Genomic DNA, 16445 nt, shown 5'->3' with positions numbered 1-16445 from the left:
CGAAGCGGCAGGCCGCTATTCGTCAGCGGGGATTATCGAAGCGGGGTGGGATTCCCATTCGCGCGAAAAGGCGGGGGAATTGGGTGCTGTTTAGGAAATGAGGGACTGTCAGGGTTAACGGCGGACGGGTCAGGAGGCTTTAGCGGAGAAGTGACGAAGCCGCCGGCTTGCGGTGCGCTGAACCCGCCTTTGCCCGCTCACTGAAAGCGCGTTTCACATCGTGGGATTTTGATGTTGCGCTGCGCCGCGCCCGCTTTCGTTTTGCGAAAAAACGTTCCGTATTGTGAAAAAGCACACTTATCTCATTGAAAACAAAGGAAAAACAAAGTCTTATGTCTTATATAAGACATAGCCGCAACGGAGCCGGATCCCCCTACAATGAGTTCACGCTGTTTGCTTCGACCCACGGTCGGCACGCCAAACGATTTTTCTCAAACGCGCCTTATCTTAGGAAACTGACATGGCCCAGTATCAAGACGACATCAAGGCAGTGGCTGCTTTGAAAGAAACCCAGGGCAGCGCCTGGAATGCCATCAACCCCGAGTACGCTGCCCGCATGCGCGCGCAGAACAAGTTCAAGACGGGCCTGGACATCGCCAAGTACACCGCCAAGATCATGCGCGCCGACATGGCCGCCTATGACGCGGACCCGTCCAAGTACACCCAGTCGCTGGGCTGCTGGCACGGCTTTATCGGCCAGCAGAAGATGATTTCCATCAAGAAGCACTTCAACAGCACCGAGCGCCGCTACCTGTACCTGTCCGGCTGGATGGTCGCCGCGCTGCGCTCCGAGTTCGGCCCGCTGCCGGACCAGTCGATGCACGAGAAGACCTCGGTCAGCGCGCTGATCCGCGAGCTGTACACCTTCCTGCGCCAGGCCGACGCCCGTGAACTGGGCGGCCTGTTCCGCCAGCTCGACGCCGCCACCGGCGCCGAAAAGGCCGCGATCCAGCAGAAGATCGACAACCACGTCACCCACGTGGTGCCTATCATCGCCGACATCGACGCCGGTTTCGGCAACGCCGAAGCGACCTACCTGCTGGCCAAGCAATTCATCGAAGCCGGCGCCTGCTGCATCCAGATCGAAAACCAGGTCTCCGACGAGAAGCAATGCGGCCACCAGGACGGCAAGGTCACCGTGCCGCACGAAGACTTCCTGGCCAAGATCCGCGCCATCCGCTACGCCTTCCTGGAACTGGGCGTCGACGACGGCATCATCGTCGCCCGCACCGACTCGCTGGGCGCCGGCCTGACCAAGCAGATCGCCGTGACCCGCCAGCCGGGCGACCTGGGCGACCAGTACAACTCGTTCCTGGATTGCGAAGAACTGTCGGCCGACCAGCTGGGCAATGGCGACGTCATCATCAAGCGCGACGGCAAGCTGCTGCGTCCCAAGCGCCTGCCCAGCAACCTGTTCCAGTTCCGCGCCGGCACGGGCGAAGCACGCTGCGTGCTGGATTGCGTGACCGCGCTGCAAAACGGCGCCGACCTGCTGTGGATCGAAACCGAAAAGCCGCATATCGCGCAGATCGGCGGCATGGTCAGCGAGATCCGCAAGGTCATCCCGAATGCCAAGCTGGTGTACAACAACAGCCCGTCGTTCAACTGGACCCTGAACTTCCGCCAGCAAGCGTATGACGCGATGAAGGCCGAGGGCAAGGACGTTTCCGCCTACGACCGCGCCCAGCTGATGAGCGTGGAATACGACGATAGCGAACTGGCCAAGCTGGCCGACGAGAAGATTCGTACGTTCCAGGCTGATGCTTCGCGTGAAGCTGGGATCTTCCATCACCTGATTACGCTGCCGACGTACCACACTGCTGCGCTGTCGACGGACAACCTGGCTAAGGAATACTTTGGTGACCAGGGGATGCTGGGTTATGTGGCTGGGGTGCAGCGGAAGGAAATTCGTCAGGGCATCGCCTGTGTGAAGCACCAGAATATGTCGGGCTCGGATATCGGCGACGACCACAAGGAGTATTTCAGCGGCGAAGCGGCGCTGAAGGCGGCGGGTAAGGACAACACCATGAATCAGTTCTGATTCTGGTAGTTGCCTCAAGGAGAACGCCAGTCCGGATGGGCTGGCGTTTTGCTTTTATGGATCGCGATTGCTCGCGATACCCTTCTTTCACGCTGTCGGACCGCGGTAAGAGCTAATGTGATGCGTTGACGTTATGACAAGACCAATGCCGGCCGTCGCCGCATATTTCTTCTGGGATCGTTCAACTCGCAATCCCTGGGAGCATGATATGGCTGCAGTCAAATACGACGAGTTTGCCATCGCTCTCGAATTTGTTTGCTCTGGGCGCCGTTGAAGCACGGCGCCTATGTCTCGACCGATACGGGCAAAGTCTAAGGATGGAACCTAGGTTGGATTGATGGACCATCACAGCAGATGCGATGGTCGGAACAGTCGATTTTCTCAAACAGGCGTCTACCGAGCTTGTTCAATTTTTGCTGTGTCCTTAAGGCAGACCAAAGTCCGCCTCTCGTTGGCTACACTAATGAATCGCGAGAGATCTGCTGTCTTTCGAGAACTGACGTGCGACCACGAATTTGTCGTCTTCTAACTGAGGGGCGATCTGCGAGGTGGCAAAAATCAGTTGATAGTCACATGTGAACTTGCTGCATTCTGTCACGATGATCTCTTGCAACCGATAGGAGCGCTCCAATTCCATCCCGCCATCTTCGATCCCATCGAGCATGAGGAATCTCGGCAGCCGCATCGCCGGAATTCTAGTCGAGGCACTGAGCAAAGCTAGATGAAATAAATGGCGAAGGACTACCGTAGAACTTTCGGAAAACTGCGTCGCACCCTCTACTGAGACACTGTTGTCAGTGAAGCTGAACTGAACATTCTCAGCTCGTTGGAATTCCCGTTGACGAACTAAATCCTCGCGCAGCAAGCGGCCTAAGGTAGTCGCAACTTCCGACTGCACCTGAATTTTTCTGCCTTCTTGCGTGTACAGCAACGATTCAATTCTCGTTTCGAGTTCGGTAATACGATCTTTTACCGAATCGCGCTGCTGCTGCAGAAGGCGAATCGTTTCAGCGAGTCTCTGGCTTTCATACAATCCTTTAATCTCCTGCTCCATCGCGCCAATCTTGCGCGCTATCGCCTCCATCGCCAGCTCAATTTCGGACGACCATGTTTGAGCTGTGCGTTCATATTTGCGCTCAAGCTCTTTAAGCTCCTGCCTCAACATCGGCAGCTTCACTTTAAGCTGGGTCAGCTCCTCCTCCTTCTCGGCGATCAGCGACCGCGACTCGTTTAGTTGGATACGCAGCTCATTTTTCATTCGCAGTACTTGAGAATCCGCGGCAGACGATTCGATGTCCGTTTTACAAAGGGCGCATGCATTTCTTTCGCCTTCCCTTTGCTTGACCTCTGCTAGGCAGCACGGACAGAACGCAAATGCCAAGCTTCCAAAATAATTCCTTGTTGTCGTGGATTCGTCTAAGGCACGTAGACGAAGCTGAAGCTCCTCAACAAACTTTGCTGAGTCGGCTATGTCAACTTCGTTCCGGGTGACTTGATCTTGAGCCTCGAACACTGTTTTCTTGGCGGCGTCAAGTTGTCCCCGCAAGGCGGCATCGCTGTTCGCCTTCTTCTCATCCTTACTTACCGTACGTTCGTGACGAAGTCTGGTGAGCTCGACCACTGCTCGCTCTTTCTCGCGCTCCAGATTCATGATCTCTTGCCCGATGATCTCAAAGTTCGCATTCTGATGAGACTTCGCTAAAACGGTATAGATGCTCTTTAACTCAGCATCCAGCCGCTGCAAATCCTTCTCCTGTGAACGTTTTTCGAGCTGCGCCGTATAAAGTTTGTCGTCGAACACGCCGCTCAAATAGCCACCAACGGTTTCCCTAGTTAGCGCACTGTCGAAGGCGTCAGTTCTGAAAATTGGGCTATGCAGCGATGGCTGATCTGCATAAAGAACCCGCAGCAACTGATGCATGGTGAGGTTGGAGGCCCCGTCGCCCTGTGCTTCGGGTAAATCGAGAGCTGTCAACAGGGCTTGAGTAAAGCTCAGCTTCGATTCACTACGACGAAAGCCAAACACCTCCCATTCGGCGGGTCCTGCTCGCATGGCTGAATCGTACTCCCCCCAAAAAATGTAGAGTGGATTCAATGGTCGCTCGTCGACGAACCGTCGAAGAGTAACGGGCTTTCCATTCAGTAGGATCTCCGCCACAGACCAATCACACAGCAGCGCCTCCTGTTTCCAAGGAATATTCTCAGCACCAAGCGTGTATGCGATGAAATCGAGAACTGTGGTCTTACCCGAACTATTGTGTCCACGAATAATGTTGACACCATAGTGAAAAGGAGCGTCGAAGATAACGCGATTGTCCTTAAACACGGACAGGCGGCGTAGTGCAATCGTAGGTTTAAGCAATGTCATAGCGATGTTCCATAAGGCCAGTGCGATGCTTCAAACCATCGATTCCGAGTAGCGGCACTTCTGCCAGTTTCTTCGTTAGATATGAAACAACCTGTTCATTGTTCGCCATTGCCTCCGCGAGCCGCTGAGCCACGTCTTGCGGCATGGCTGTGGATGTTCGTCTCACCAGGCCTGATGACAACTCGGCCGTGTCGACCAATCTCGATGCCGCGAGTGTGCGAAACGCGGCTAGCTGAATATGTTCCATATCACGAAACGTTTGCTTCATGCTGACTGGGCCATGATATTGGTTCCTGAGACCCTGGGCCATATTGCGTGCATGCGAATGTTCTTTTGGAAGCCTGATCCGTCTCAACTCTGCGGGGAAGCACAAGAAGAAATCCAGAATCCGCAACTTCGCCACCTCCAAAACCCGCACGGAGTCGGTGATCAGTAGCGCACGAAACACACAGTGATATGCATCATAGGCGGGATGGTAGATCAGCATTTGTCCCACCTCACATGACAGTTTCCACCTAAATAAAACAGAAGCGCAAGAAGGTCTGCAGATGTCAACATCAAATCATTGTCCCCCAGCATTTCTGCTGTAGGCCTGATGACCTTTTCGTTAATCAGCGCATCAACTTCCTGCCTTGTAGCTTCAGCCTCAATGGCAGGAGTAACATGCAAAAGAAACGCCGAATAAATGTGCCCGAGGATGAACGTGAGAATATCCTGCGCGACACCAGACGTTTGCCATCTCATGATGAGCATTGTGGCGGACTGCTTTAGTCGCTCAGCCTTCTTGATTAGGTCTTCGCGTTTTGCAGCCGTCAGCTTTTCATCAAGCTGGCGAATATCGCCGTCAGTATCCAGGGAGCAATAGTGTTTCAACTGCTCTGAAATTTGAGCGACGTATGGCTGCTCTTCGCTGGAAATTCTGAAACGCTCATACAACCGCGTAAGCGGCGATGGTGGGACGTAAAAATTATTGACCGTTTTATTCTGGTTGCCACCAACAACGTCGCCCCCAGCGGTGTTCCCCGACTGAGAAGTAAACATCTGCTCTATTTATTGTGCTTTTTTACACTATCACCAGCAACGATGTCACCTCCCGCAGTATTATTTTTCTGTGAGACTATACGAGTCGATGATCGATGCGATGTGCGACGGTTAACAACGATTTTGAAGACGATTCCACCGGCAAGCGCTGCTGCGATTATCCCAGTCAACCATTTTCCGACTTGGCCCCAATCCATTGATTCTCCTATCCCAGCGACCCACTCATACAAGTGTATCCAAATGTGACATCATATCGGAACCGTTGCTTATGTGGTTGATAACCTAGGGCTTACCCCACCATTTGGTGGTAGCCTCTATCAGATCTGTGCTGTCTGCGTGCCACCACTAAGATTTAATCGCCTGTGCCGCTCGGGTCGATCCGGAGACCGGAGGGGCTGGACGAGAACTTCGTACCCAAGGGATGGTGATCGGAGCCCGGCCAGCTTCTGAGAAGTCAGGAGGATCAGATATCAGCTGCGGCCATTCCGGTTGAAGCATTGGATGACCAAAGCGTTGTTGCCACCAATGCAGTCGGTGGGTTCGCTTTCCTCTCTCGCAAGCAGCTCGAGAACCTTGTAGCCCATCGTTTAAGCCCCACCGAACTGACTACCACTAGACCCTCCCTTCTTCCGAGGGATGAGTTTACGACAAATTCGAACCGATATAGCGATTACCGTTACACACTCTAAGGAGTATTTAACCTCAAGACGAAGGGAGAATATCTCGTTTAGGCTCGCCAATGGCAGCAAACATAACAAAAAAGATAAATATGAACTGGAAAGAAAACTTTGTTAAATGGCTATTCCCACTGGACGCCAATCAGATGAGAATAGAAGCCGCATTTCTCCTAAAACTTCAGAACCTTCCGAAAAATCTGTACAAATATCGAGAGGTGAACGAACATTCTATTAACAACTTAAAAAGCAACACCATTTGGCTCGCAGACCCTCGAACATTCAACGATCCATATGATTGCAGTCATTTCGTAGATCATATGTCGCTAACGGATTGCCTAATTAGGACACTCCCCCAGCCACTTCGAAATAAGTTGCCGAGCGCAATAATCGAAGAGTTTGAAAGGAGAATCGCAGATTCGTCACACTCGCCCTATGAGGTGCTGTTAGATGTAGTGTTTAGCGCTGAGCCGAACACGGCGGTGATTAATGATGCAAAGAAATCTGTACTCGCAGCGTTTGACAGTGTTATGCAGAAGAATCTCGATCGCACAGCAGAAGCCATGAAGGGTGGCTTTAAGGTGTGCTCTTTCTCCGAGCGAAATGATTCTACGTTGATGTGGGCGCACTACGCAAAATACCACACTGGATTTTGCATTGAATATGACATTTCTGCCGTAAATCCGGCTGAATTTACCTCGCGCTTCATGTATCCGGTGATCTACAAGGATACGCCATTTGAGGCAACGGAAAACATTAGTCGCGTCGACATGCCAGGCTTCAACAACCTCTACTTGAATCTTGCCGCACTGATCAAATCCGTTGACTGGGCCTATGAGAGGGAATGGAGATTGATTTTCGCCAATGGCACTTTAGAGAACGAACAAACGTGGAGAATGCCAAAACCAACCGCGGTCTATCTCGGATCGCATATATCGAAAGAGAACCAATCATTGTTGACCACAATCTGCCAAAAAAATTTTATACCGCTGTTTAAGATGAAACATGCTCGGTCGACTTTTGCGATGACACCAACGAAGGTCTAGTGGACAAACGACCCAAAACGTGGTTGCACACTGCTATGGCGCGCAGAGATTGTCTCCATCGTTTTGTTGTTTCCTCCACTCCGTTGTTCCTCTGCGACGTGGCGCTTGGAGATGAAGTCGAAACGGAACTGGAGAGGCACGAATGGTAGGCGTAGGGAGCGACGATCACTGCCAGCCCTCCCTCGGTCGAAAGAGTTTGGCACGGCTCGAGTTTATATATTGGAAGTTAAGCAACATTGGCACTTCCTAAGCCCCGCGTGGTTTGCCGATCCTGTTAAATTTGTTGTCTTGGACAGTGAAAGAGCTGAAACCTATCACTCGCGCAGCCCGCCCTGAGTTTGTGAGCCTTTTATCAAACTACCGCAAGCCATGTTAATCTGGTTTTTTCCTATTCATAACAAGTAGGCGCCACAAAAAACCGCGCCTTCGCACAAAAGAATGAACCTCGATCTCAACGTTATCGCAACCGGCCTCGCCGCGCCTGCTGCAGTTCTGATTATCAAAACAATTCTTGACTTTAGCATCTCGCACTACCTAGTGAATTGGTTTTCTTGGATCCCAGTGCGAGGTATTTTTCGGGATCAACCACACGACCTTTCTGGCATGTGGGAACAGACATGGGGTTCCGCTGGCAGCCCAAACTTTCAGGGCGAAACGGATCGCCACGGCCACACCATCATTAAGCAATTTGGTAGGTATTGCTACGCTGAGTTCGCCGCAAAGGGGCGTCAGTACCGGCTCTTTGGAAAGATCAAGAACAACTATTTGATGGGTGAGTGGTACGACGTCAGAGATAAGAGCGCCTATTTCGGAGTATTTGAACTTCGCATCGTCAGTGGTGAAGTCATGGAAGGCCTTTACCTCGGGCACTCAAGCCGAACGTCGGCCGTAGGCCAAGATACTTGGAATTGGTCCAAATGCTGAAGGCAACGCGTAACCTCTACATTCAGCGGTTAGCTTATGACAAGCCAGAAGCTCCCACCCATGTCGAACGTTAGGCGGTGTGGCGCCTCATCAGAAGTTGGCGATCTTCATATCAAGTTTAATAACTCACCCACCGGGAACAACATCAACGTAGGAAATCCGCAAGGGGAGGCGTGATGAGAATGCGATCTAACACGTTCGACATGGATAAGCGGTGCCCTCATGTCGCGTCTCGCGCGGGCGGAGTATACCTCGCGGCACAATGCCACCGCATAGCGGTCAACTCTAGCGTTAGGCATCACTATGAACGCCAAGCTCGTTACAAAGGTCCTTGCAAAGATCGGCTACGTTTTGCTCAACGTGCAGTCAACTGAGCGAGTAATAAAGCGCGTGATGCAAATTGCTGTACCTCGCGAAAGCGATCTCTTCATATCGCTAACTGAGCGTCTCGCTTCGAAAGACATGGATCGTCCATTGGGCGCGTTCTTGACGGAGCTTCGGAAGCGCGCGAATTTGCACGGTCAAGTCGACGAACTTCTTAGGCGTTTCCTGCTGAGGCGTAACGTCTTTATCCACGACATTTCGAAGCCAGACGGCTGGACCCTAAAAACGGGGGAAGGCCTTCTAGTGATAGATCGACAACTGAATGAACTGCTTGCGGATTCGGAGGAGATTCGAACGTTGTTCATGGGCCTCCTCTACTCGTGGAAGGTTCAGGGTGAAATGGAGCCCGCAAAAGAGGAGGAAGAGGCGTTTCAGGCGATCTCCGGAAAATATGAGGGCGGAGTTCTTTCCAGGAAGTGGGGCAGTGAAGGCTAACCGATGTCAAACGTCCGCTTTCCGCGCAGTCCACGGCCGCTTAGGGTCTTTTTGCGACCTTCAGCGCCGCTTCCAAGGTGAACCAGCGCTTCCAAGACGAGGCGGCAGCCAACTTCACGACTGCGCGCCTCGCGTAGCGTCAGGCAACCTCCAACCCCTGCCCCTCCACCACAGCCAACTCACTCAACACCTGCGTCTCATGCGCCAGCGTGGCGGCTAGGGAAAGCAAGCTCTCCCAGACCCCTTGTTCCAAATCCACCGCCTCCAAACTTACAGCCCCGTGCTCACTAGCCATAAGCAATAGCCCATGAAGCTGCGCCGCCCGCTGCACCGCAAGACTCAACGGATTCTCCCCCGGGCTGTGGGCGGTGACGAGCATATCGACACCATTGTGTTCCGCCGTAATACCGTGATGACTATGGCTATACATGACGCACCTCCGCATGCGAGGTCTGCGGGCGCTGATGCAGCGTGAAGGCGCGGGGGATAACCAATCGCCCCGAATGGGCGAGCAAAGACTGATACATGGAACTACCTCCTCATACAGGTTCAGTCCCGCTACCCCGCTGCTAATCGGGGTGGGCGGGCGCAAGGCAGGGTTAGCAGACCGGTGAGAAGGAGCCGGCGAGCCCGAGGGCTCCCCCGCCATGGCCCGCCCATGGAAGAGGCGTGCGAGAACACGGCGGATGTAAGGATACCGCCAGAAGGCGGTCGGCTGAAAATCTCACTCAGGCTGCTAAACCCGATCGCCACGACGCAGCGACGAACCCAGTATGAAGAGAGGCAGCAAGCGCGAGTATGGGCAAACTCTTAAAAAGCGTTCATCGCCGGATTGCCGGGATGAAGGGGGCGCGCAGTTCAGTGGTTGACTTCGTGGATACGCTGGCCCTCACCCCCGGCCCCTCTCCCGCAGGCGGGAGAGGGGAGAAGACACGCGGCACCGCGAGATGCCGCAGGCTTTTCAAATGCCGATTGGGTGCTCCCTCTCCCGCTTGCGGGAGAGGGTTGGGGTGAGGGCCGGAGCATCGACGAAGTGAAGGCTTTCGCTATTGCTAGCCCCGGCCCTCTCCCCCGCCCCTCTCCCGCAAGCGGGAGAGGGGAGAAAAACACGCGGCACCGCGAAATGCCACAGGCTATTCAAACCTCAAAACCCCAAACTAGCCAACAAATCATCCACCTGCGCCTGGTCCGACACCACATCCGGCTTCCCTTCCGGATTCACCTGCGGCCCATTCATCAGCGTCGACGGCGCCTGCACTTCCACCCGCCGCTCTGACGGCACGTTGTCGATCAGCACCTGCAGCAGTTCCTGCTCCAGCGCGCGGATCATGTCCATCATCTTCTTGATGACCTGGCCGGTCAGGTCCTGGAAGTCCTGCGCCATCATGATGTCGAGCAGGTGGCTGTTGGTGGCGCGGGCCTGGCCGGGCACCTCGGACAGGAAGGCGCGGGTGTCCAGTACCAGCGAGCGGGCGTCGGCCAGTTCCACCGGCTTTTCAAACCAGGCGGCCCAGCGCTTGTCCAGCGTTTCGGCCTGCTGTTCGATGTCAGACTGGATCGGCTGCGCCAGTTCGACCGCGTTGAGCGTGCGTTCGGCGGCCTGCTCGGTCATCGCGGCGATGTAGTTCAGGCGGTCGCGCGCGTCGGGGATGGCTTGCGCGGCGCGCTCGATTTCCTTGTCCAGGCCGAGCTCGCGCATGTTGTCGCGCAGCATGCGCGTCAGGTTGCCGATGCGCAGGATCAGTTGTTCGGCGGAATCGTTGCTCAGGGTGGGGGTCATGACAAACGCGCCTCCGCCTCAGCCGCCGAGCTTTTCGAAGATCTTGGTGATCTTCTCGTCCAGCGTGGCGGCCGTGAACGGCTTGACCACGTAGCCGTTGGCGCCGGCCTGGGCCGCGGCGATGATGTTTTCCTTCTTGGCCTCGGCGGTGACCATCAGCACCGGGATCTTGCCGATGTTGGCGTCGGCGCGGATGGCCTGCAGCATCGACAGGCCGTCCATGTTGGGCATGTTCCAGTCCGAGATCACGAACTGGAAGCTGCCGTCCTTGGCTTTTTCCAGGCCGGCGGCGCCGTCCTCGGCTTCCTCGACGTTGACGAAACCCAGCTCCTTGAGCAGGTTGCGGATGATCCGGCGCATGGTCGGGAAATCGTCCACGACCAGGATCTTGATGTTCTTGTCCACTTTAAAGACTCCAGTAAATGCAGTGATGGCTGGTGGGTCCGGCTTTGTTGTTTCGGCTTGCCGGCTCGCTTAGACCCGTTGCGCGCGCGTGCCGTAGGTGGCCAGGCGCGCCATGACGCGCTGGGTCATCGCCGGCAAGGGCACGACTTCATGCACGCCGCCGGCGGCGATCGCCTCCTTCGGCATGCCAAACACGATGCAGGTTTGCTCGTCCTGCGCCAGGTTGTAGGCGCCGGCGTCGCGCATGCGCAGCATGCCGCGCGCGCCGTCGCGGCCCATGCCGGTCAGGATCACGCCGATCACGTTCTTGCCGCCGTGCTGCGCGGCCGAATCGAACAGCACGTCCACGGACGGGCGATGGCGGTTGACCGGCGCCTCCTGCGACAGGTGCGCGACGTAGTTGGCGCCGCTGCGCGCCAGCAGCAGGTGCGAGTCGCCGGGCGCGATATAGGCATGGCCCGGCAGCACGCGCTCGCCGTGCTCGGCTTCCTTCACGGTGATGCGGCACAGGCCGTCCAGCCGCTGCGCGAACGAGCGCGTGAAGCCGGCCGGCATATGCTGCACGATCATCACTGCGGGGCTGTCGGGCGGCAGCGGCATCAGGAATTCCTTGATGGCCTCGGTGCCGCCGGTGGAGGCGCCCAGGATGATCAGCTTTTCGGTCGACAGCAGCGGGCTGCGCAGCATCGGCACCGGTGCGGGTCCGCTGGCGGAGGGCGTGGCCGGTTGCGCGGCTGCACGTACCCGCGCGCGCGATGCGGCGCGCAGCTTGTCGGCAATGGTGTCGGTGTATTCGAGCAGCCCGTCGCGGATGCCCAGCTTGGGCTTGGTGACGAAGTCCACCGCGCCCAGCTCCAGCGCGCGCATGGTGATTTCGGAGCCGCGCTCGGTCAGCGACGACACCATCAGCACCGGCATCGGCCGCAGCCGCATCAGCCGCTCCAGAAAGTCGAGGCCGTCCATGCGCGGCATTTCGACGTCGAGCGTCAGCACGTCGGGGTTCAGGCGCTTGATCAGGTCGCGCGCGACCAGCGGGTCGGGCGCGGTGCCGACCACTTCCATGTCGGGCTGGCTGTTGATGATCTCCGTCATCAGGCTGCGGATCAGCGCGGAGTCATCCACGCACAGCACCTTGATCTTGGCGGCAGTCATGATTGGTCGTGCTTGTAGGGGTTCAGGGAAGCTGGCGCGAGTACGTCTGCCGCGCAAACAGTTCCGGCGAGCGCGACGGTTCGCGCGCCGAGGTGGCAATGGCCCGCGCCAGCGCGCGTTCGTCGCGCGCCACCGAAACCTGGTCGTCCTGCCGCGTCAGGCGGCGCACCAGCGCCAGCCCGCCGATCGGGAAATAGCTGACGCGGCGCGCATGCGGGCCGCGCAGGTCCTGCGCCGCCACGCGCACCTCTTCCGCTTTCAGATAGCGCAGCACGAAGTCTGCGTTGCGGTCGCCGATATTCAGCGTGGTCATGTTGGCCAGCACCGCGCCGCCGCCGAAGACCTTGGCCTCCAACCGCTCGCGGCGCGCGCCCATCTTGAGCAGTTCGTTGATCAGCACTTCCAGCGCGTAGCTGCCGTAGCGCATCGATGCCGACAGCATGCGGTCGGCGCTGCCGTCGTCGTCCGGCAGCATGAAGTGGTTCATGCCGCCGACGCCGGCGACCTCGTCGCGGATGCAGGCGGCCACGCAAGAGCCCAGCACGGTGGTCAGCACCACGTCGTCGCGGGTCACGTAGTACTCGTTGGGCAGCAGCTTGATGGCCTGCTTGCCGAACTCGCGGTCGAAGTAGGTGCGCGTGGCCAGCGCCTCGGGCAGGTGGGGCGTGCGCATTACGGCCTGCCCCGACCGGCCGCGGACAGCGCGCCCGGTGCCAGTTCATAGACGGTCTGCCCGCGCAGCTGGAACGCGCGCGTGACGTAGGAGAAGTTCTCCGAATGGCCGGCGAACAGCAGCCCGTGCGGCTTGAGCAGCGGCACGAAGCGCTCCAGGATGCGGCCCTGGGTCGGCTTGTCGAAGTAGATCATCACGTTGCGGCAGAAGATGGCATCGAACTGCTCGCGAATGCCCCAGTCGGGCGCGAGCAGGTTCAGCGGCTCGAACGCGATGGTGGCGGCCAGTTCCGGCTTGACCTTGACCGATCCGGTGCGCGGGCCGGTGCCCTTCAGGAAGAAGCGCTTGAGCCGTTCCGGCGACAGCCGCGCCACCTGCTCGGCCGAATAGACGCCGCTGCGGGCCTTGGCCAGTACCTGGGTGTCGATGTCGGTGGCCAGCACGGTGCCGGCGCGATCGCCCAGTGCCTCGGCCAGGGTGATGGCGATCGAGTACGGTTCTTCGCCGGTGGATGCGGCCGAGCACCAGACGCTGTACGGCCGGCCAATCTGCTTGGCATGCTCCGCCAGCAGCGGGAAGTGGTGCGCCTCGCGGAAGAACGAGGTCAGGTTGGTGGTCAGGGCGTTGGTGAAGAACTCCCACTCCGGCGAGCGGTCGTCCGCTTCCAGCAGTGCCAGGTACGAGGCAAAGTCGGTCAGCTGCAGCGTGCGCAGCCGGCGCGCGAGCCGGCTGTAGACCATCTCGCGCTTGTGGCTGCCCAGCGAGATGCCGGCGCGCCGGTGGATCAGCGTGCGGATCTGCTCGAAGTCGCGCTCGGTCAGCAGGAAGTCGCGCGCGTCGTCGCGCCGCAGCAGGGCGGCCGGCGCGGCGACCAGGCCGGTGTGCGCGGGGGCGGCGTTGCGGAACGGCGTCATGGGCGGTTGCTTCGGTAATGCGGGGTCAGGCGTAATCGGCTTCGACCAGCGCCATCTCGGGGCTGGTCATCAGCTTCTCGATGTCGATCAGCACCAGCATGCGTCCGTCGATGGTGCCCAGGCCGGTCAGGTGCTCGGTCGAGATCGACACGCCGAACTCCGGCGCGGGCTTGATCGCGTCGCCGGTCAGCGTCAGAACGTCCGACACGCCATCGACCACGATGCCGACCACGCGGCCGGCCACGTTGAGGATGATGACCACGGTCTGGTGGTCGTAGCGCACGTTGCCGAGGCGGAACTTCAGGCGCAGGTCGACGATGGGCACGATCACGCCGCGCAGGTTGGTCACGCCCTTGATGAAGTCGGGCGCGCTGGAGATGCGCGTGACGGTCTCGTAGCTGCGGATCTCCTGCACCTTGAGGATGTCGATGCCGTATTCCTCCGACCCCAGCGTGAAGACCAGGAACTCCTGGCCCGAAGCGTCGCTTCCGGGGGTATCGATGTGTCCGATGCCGGCCATGATCTCTTGTTCTCCTGTGATCGATTACTGCTGCAGCGCCGGTTCCTGCCGGCGCACGCCGGTGCGCTGCAGCGCGCCGACATCGACGATCAGCGCCACGCTGCCGTCGCCAAGGATGGTCGCCGCCGAAATGCACGGCACCTTGCGGTAGTTGGTTTCCAGGTTCTTCAGCACCACCTGGTGCTGGCCGATCAGCTGGTCCACCAGCAGCGCGAAGCGCTTGCCTTCGGCCTGCAGGATCACGGCGATGCCCTGCGTCGGTTCCTGCAGCGCGTCGGCGACGTTGAACACGCGGTGCATTTCCAGCAGCGGCAGGTATTCGCCGCGCACGTGCATGACGCGGTCCGAGTTGGCGGCGGTATGCACGTCCTCGGCCTTGGGCTGCAGCGACTCCATCACGCAGTTCAGCGGCAGGATGAAGGTTTCCTCGCCCACCTTGACCGACATGCCGTCCAGGATCGCCAGCGTCAGCGGCAGCACGATGCGGATGGTGGTGCCCAGGCCCGGGCGCGAGCTGATCTGCACGTGCCCGCCCATCTCCTGGATGTTGCGCTTGACCACGTCCATGCCGACGCCGCGGCCAGACACATCGGTGATGACCTCGGCGGTGGAGAAGCCCGGCGCGAAGATCAGCTGCCAGACTTCTTCATCGGTGATGGTCTCGGACACCGGCAGGCCGTTCTGGATGGCCTTGGCCAGGATGCGCTCGCGGTTCAGGCCGCCGCCGTCGTCGCTGACTTCGATGACGATATTGCCGCCATGGTGCTGCGCGGACAGGATCAGCTGGCCAGTCGGGTCCTTGCCAGCGGCCACGCGCTTGTCGGGGGTTTCGATGCCGTGGTCCAGGCTGTTGCGCACCAGGTGCGTCAGCGGATCGATGATGCGTTCGATCAGGCTCTTGTCGAGCTCGGTGGCCTTGCCGAACGTGACCAGGTCGATCTGCTTGCCGAGCTTGCTGGCCAGGTCGCGCACCAGCCGGGGGAAGCGCGAGAACACATAGTCCATCGGCATCATGCGGATCGACATCACCGCTTCCTGCAGGTCGCGCGCGTTGCGCTCGAGCTGGCCCATGCCGGAGAACAGGCGGTCGAACAGCACCGGGTCCAGCGACGAGGCGGTCTGCGCCAGCATCGACTGCGTGATCACCAGCTCGCCCACCAGGTTGATGATCTGGTCGACCTTCTCGGTGGGCACGCGGATCGAGCCTTCGCCGTGCGAAGGCGCGGGCGCCGGTGCGGCCTTGGCTTTTTCACGCGCGGCGGGCGCAGCCGGGACCGGCACGGGCGCGGCAACCACTGGCGCTGGCGCCGGAGCAGCAGCTTCGGCCTGAGCCGGCGCCGCCACCGGCGCATCGGCCGCCTCGATCACGATCTGGTCCATGTCGATCACGAAGCAGCACACCGCGATGATGTCGTCGGCGCTGCATTGGGTGTTGAGCCACACCACCAGTTCGCCATTGGTTTCCTGCTGGCCGGTGATCTCGCCCAGGTTGGCGAGTTCTTCGCGCAGCAGCGCCTGGTCGGAGGCCGAGACCTTGATCAGGCGGATCTTCAGGCCGCCGCCGGCGGGTGCGGCTGCTGGCGCTGCGGCCGCGACAGGTGCGGGCGCCGCGGCGGGAGCCGGGGCGGGTTCATGGCCGCCGGCTTCCTGCGCCAGCTGCTGCAGCACGGCGCAGATGCGCGCCAGCGTTTCCGGATCGGGTTCGGTGCCGTTGCGGTAGGCGTTGAGCTGGTCTTGCAACACGTCCTTGGTTTCCAGAAAGGTGTCGATGATGGTCCTGGTCAACGCCAGTTCCTGCCGGCGCGTGCGGTCCAGCAGGTTCTCGAAGATATGGGTGGTCTCGGTCAGCGCGGCGAAGCCGAAGGTGGCGGCGCCGCCCTTGATCGAATGCGCGGCGCGGAAGATCGCGTTCAGGTGCTCGGCATCGGGCGCCTCGATGTCCAGGCCGAGCAGCAGCTGCTCCATTTCAACGAGCAGCTCTTCCGCTTCCTCGAAGAAGGTCTGGTAAAACTGAGTGATATCGATATCGACAGACATGGCGTCCTGAGTCACTTGGTTACGGCGCGGGGCACGCTGCGGCAGTGGCCC

Annotated in this window: 15 protein-coding genes; 4 read left to right on the top strand and 11 right to left on the bottom strand. The window is 58.7% G+C overall.

All coding sequences use genetic code 11. From position 1 onward, the window contains the following. Positions 1-460 precede the first annotated feature (460 nt). Entirely contained in the window at positions 461-2041 is a 1581-nt protein-coding gene (locus tag MKD38_RS18790; RefSeq protein ID WP_252678903.1) for an isocitrate lyase, read from the top strand. Positions 2042-2501: 460 nt separating this feature from the next. Here MKD38_RS18790 and MKD38_RS18785 read toward each other — a convergent pair whose 3' ends face one another. From MKD38_RS18785 to MKD38_RS18775, 3 genes are read right to left on the bottom strand one after another with little or no spacing between them, the layout of a single operon-like run. Next, positions 2502-4409 carry an AAA family ATPase gene (locus MKD38_RS18785; RefSeq protein WP_252678902.1) on the bottom strand — a complete coding sequence of 636 codons (1908 nt, stop codon included), beginning with the start codon at positions 4407-4409 and terminating at the stop codon, positions 2502-2504. Further along, positions 4396-4896: an ABC-three component system middle component 5 gene (locus MKD38_RS18780; RefSeq protein WP_252678900.1), complete on the bottom strand. Its 501-nt coding sequence runs from the start codon at positions 4894-4896 to the stop codon at positions 4396-4398. The genes MKD38_RS18785 and MKD38_RS18780 overlap by 14 nt, the downstream gene beginning before the upstream one ends. After that, positions 4890-5450 carry an ABC-three component system protein gene (locus MKD38_RS18775; protein WP_252678898.1) on the bottom strand — a complete coding sequence of 187 codons (561 nt, stop codon included), beginning with the start codon at positions 5448-5450 and terminating at the stop codon, positions 4890-4892. The genes MKD38_RS18780 and MKD38_RS18775 overlap by 7 nt, the downstream gene beginning before the upstream one ends. 769 nt (positions 5451-6219) lie before the next feature. Here MKD38_RS18775 and MKD38_RS18770 point away from each other — a divergent pair. From MKD38_RS18770 to MKD38_RS18760, 3 genes are all read left to right on the top strand, one after another. Next, positions 6220-7170, top strand: coding sequence for a DUF2971 domain-containing protein (locus MKD38_RS18770; RefSeq protein ID WP_252678896.1), 951 nt, complete (start codon positions 6220-6222; stop codon positions 7168-7170). A 438-nt stretch (positions 7171-7608) separates the two neighbouring features. Further along, positions 7609-8094, top strand: a complete 486-nt coding sequence (locus MKD38_RS18765; RefSeq protein ID WP_252678894.1) for a hypothetical protein — start codon at positions 7609-7611, stop codon at positions 8092-8094. Between the two features lie 303 nt (positions 8095-8397). Next, positions 8398-8913, top strand: a complete 516-nt coding sequence (locus MKD38_RS18760) for a hypothetical protein (RefSeq protein WP_252678892.1) — start codon at positions 8398-8400, stop codon at positions 8911-8913. Positions 8914-9052: 139 nt separating this feature from the next. Here the strand turns inward: MKD38_RS18760 and MKD38_RS18755 are convergent, their stop codons facing one another. The 8 genes from MKD38_RS18755 to cheA all read right to left on the bottom strand — a co-directional run bounded on the left by MKD38_RS18755 (position 9053) and on the right by cheA (position 16394). Continuing rightward, a complete protein-coding gene (locus tag MKD38_RS18755) occupies positions 9053-9343 on the bottom strand; it encodes a hypothetical protein (protein ID WP_252678890.1) in 291 nt (96 codons plus the stop codon). Between the two features lie 714 nt (positions 9344-10057). Then, complete coding sequence (cheZ, locus tag MKD38_RS18750) at positions 10058-10693, bottom strand: protein phosphatase CheZ (protein ID WP_012355109.1); 636 nt, start codon at positions 10691-10693, stop codon at positions 10058-10060. 18 nt (positions 10694-10711) lie between these two features. After that, positions 10712-11098 (bottom strand): chemotaxis response regulator CheY, encoded by a 387-nt coding sequence (gene cheY / locus MKD38_RS18745; protein WP_018004712.1) that lies wholly within the window; start codon positions 11096-11098, stop codon positions 10712-10714. A 69-nt stretch (positions 11099-11167) separates the two neighbouring features. Continuing rightward, positions 11168-12250 (bottom strand): protein-glutamate methylesterase/protein-glutamine glutaminase, encoded by a 1083-nt coding sequence (locus MKD38_RS18740; RefSeq protein ID WP_252678888.1) that lies wholly within the window; start codon positions 12248-12250, stop codon positions 11168-11170. A 22-nt stretch (positions 12251-12272) separates the two neighbouring features. Continuing rightward, positions 12273-12923 carry a chemoreceptor glutamine deamidase CheD gene (gene cheD, locus MKD38_RS18735; RefSeq protein WP_062802333.1) on the bottom strand — a complete coding sequence of 217 codons (651 nt, stop codon included), beginning with the start codon at positions 12921-12923 and terminating at the stop codon, positions 12273-12275. After that, a complete protein-coding gene (locus MKD38_RS18730; protein WP_252678886.1) occupies positions 12923-13837 on the bottom strand; it encodes a CheR family methyltransferase in 915 nt (304 codons plus the stop codon). Before MKD38_RS18730 ends, cheD begins: the two co-directional genes overlap by 1 nt. A 25-nt stretch (positions 13838-13862) precedes the next feature. After that, a complete protein-coding gene (locus MKD38_RS18725) occupies positions 13863-14357 on the bottom strand; it encodes a chemotaxis protein CheW (protein WP_252678884.1) in 495 nt (164 codons plus the stop codon). A 24-nt stretch (positions 14358-14381) separates the two neighbouring features. Further along, positions 14382-16394 (bottom strand): chemotaxis protein CheA, encoded by a 2013-nt coding sequence (gene cheA / locus MKD38_RS18720; RefSeq protein WP_252678882.1) that lies wholly within the window; start codon positions 16392-16394, stop codon positions 14382-14384. Positions 16395-16445: the final 51 nt, after the last annotated feature.

The sequence above is a fragment of the Cupriavidus sp. WGlv3 genome (assembly GCF_023952475.1).
Taxonomy (GTDB): domain Bacteria; phylum Pseudomonadota; class Gammaproteobacteria; order Burkholderiales; family Burkholderiaceae; genus Cupriavidus; species Cupriavidus phytorum.
Note: the sequence above shows the minus strand (reverse complement) of the source record. Positions and strands in the feature narration are given on the sequence as shown.